Annotated in this window: 2 protein-coding genes; both read right to left on the bottom strand. The window is 48.7% G+C overall.

The genetic code is table 11. The features are described from left to right. Positions 1-451 precede the first annotated feature (451 nt). Complete coding sequence (gene imm45, locus CKY02_RS22910; RefSeq protein WP_112896999.1) at positions 452-772, bottom strand: Imm45 family immunity protein; 321 nt, start codon at positions 770-772, stop codon at positions 452-454. Further along, positions 772-1976 (bottom strand): VENN motif pre-toxin domain-containing protein (locus CKY02_RS22905; RefSeq protein ID WP_193493201.1); only part of this gene is annotated, 1205 nt, incomplete at its 5' end. The genes imm45 and CKY02_RS22905, both read right to left, overlap by 1 nt.

Here is a 1976-nt window from a genome sequence, read left to right as displayed (position 1 = left end):
CAACCGACGGCAGACCTTTATCCAGAATGCGCTGGCTCAGCTCCTTAGCCTTGCCGCACGCTTCCGGTGACAGCGTGCGGCAATCACCCAGATTTCGCGAGGCCAGCGCATTATTCTCAATAACAACTCTCTCTGTCACGGAATCCGGCAGAGAACCTGCTTTTTTACTGTCCTTTCCGTCAGTTACAGCCGTTTTTTGCTGTGGCGTTTTCGGTACCGCAACTTTTTCCCCCGACGCGCCTTTCCAACCAGGAACATGCTACCGCTATACCGTGACCTGCGATCTGTACATCCGCATCATAGCAGCAACAGCTTCTTCTACAATTACCGCTTGGATTTAGTGATTGCATAAAGAGGTAACACTAAACTAAAGCAGTTGATTACCCGGCTGGTAGATAGCAAGTAACGATTAAAGAAAAATCCCAGCCGCGAGGATTGGGATTTTACTCATTCAATCAATAGCTATTGCTGTATATCGTTCTATTAAACATACATCTTTCACATCACATTCTGGATAAATCCATTTAGACCAATTTTTAATAACCCATTCCGTATTTAGCCCATGCCCTTCATCCGAAATACTTTCAATGGGTAATTTCACTAAAAATAGGCCAGCCTTATATCCAGAGGAGATAATTAGTCCATATGGGCGCTCATCATCCTGAGTTTCAAAAACCATAAAATCAACTTGTTCTTCATAGGGCCATGCTGCCGGCAACCTGAATACGGTTCCTCTGGATATATATTTTTCTATACGATCGATGAGTTTCATTATTTTACCTTCAAATTATGACTGCCGGATGTATCAGCCGATTTTCTCATTTGCATAGAGAAGTCAACTTCACCTAAGTGCTTACCTTTTGGAGAAACAACTTCAAATCGGCCATGCTGTGTATCAAGAGCATACAAATTTCCATCTTTACCCTTGTACACATCTCGTCCACCGTTCATTTGGGTCAATTTGCTATCTTTAACCATACCTTGCTCGACAATAACTTTTGCAGCAGTTTGTTTTACGATAGCAACACGTTCTCCAGAAGGAAGTCCCACTAAACTTTTTTCGAAACTGCCTACGCTTTGTCCCGTCGCAATTTTTGCGCTGGAATTAATGGGTGGAAGTCTATTACCAGCCTTACTAATCCCACCAAACGCCGACGCCGCTGCACTCGCTACAATACCCGCTTGTACCTCATCCAGACCGTATTCCTTCTGGAGAGCCTCAGAGACTTTGTTTGTAGCAACAACGCCTTCTGCTTGCATTTGCTGCGCAAAGGTCGCAGTCAGATCGTAGACCATTTTGATCGGGATATCTTCACCCAAGGCACGATCTATCGCCTGTTTCACTGTCAGACTATCGGTCAGCACATCACCGTACTTCTGCTGGCAGCTCGCCGGGTTAGCGGCACAGTCACTTATTAGCTGTTTCTGTTGTGCGGTACTCAACTCCTCATATTTTTTAATGATACCTCCACAGTCACCGCCGCCAGCCTGGCAGGACTTCATTTCCGTAGACCAGTCATCTATCTGCTCACTGCTCAGATAGTTATTCTCAGCCGCATTCTTCCCGGCCTGGGCCCCGGTGACGGCGCTGGCGGTAGAGTCACCGGCAATGCCACCTGCCAGCCCTGCCGCCAGGGTGGAGAGGGTGCTGATGGTCTGTTTTTCCTCTTCACTTAAGTCACTGACTTTAGCATTTTCTCCGTGAATATGCTTCATCAGTTCTCGTGCGGCCAGTTCACCGCCCGCCGCTCCTGCTGCCCCCGCCAGCGCATTGTTACCGCTGACTTCGGCGGCCACCGCCCCCAGAATGGCATGGGCCAGAGTATTGGTGACGACATCGACTTGATGGGTTTTCGGGTCGGTAGTCAGGTCTTTAATCACCCCGGCCAGGTAAGGGGAAGCGCCGCCCGCCAGTGCCTGACCCATATTTCCGCCCGCGAGTCCCTGAATGGCCGCGGTAGCCGCCTGTAAAGCAG

This window comes from Photorhabdus bodei (assembly GCF_003287735.1).
In the GTDB taxonomy this organism is placed as follows: Bacteria; Pseudomonadota; Gammaproteobacteria; order Enterobacterales; family Enterobacteriaceae; genus Photorhabdus; species Photorhabdus kayaii.
Note: the sequence above shows the minus strand (reverse complement) of the source record. Positions and strands in the feature narration are given on the sequence as shown.

Coding starts and splice junctions, on each gene's coding strand:
- imm45 (WP_112896999.1), bottom strand. CDS start 772: ATGAAACTCATCGATCGTATAGAAAAATATATATCCAGAGGAACCGTA.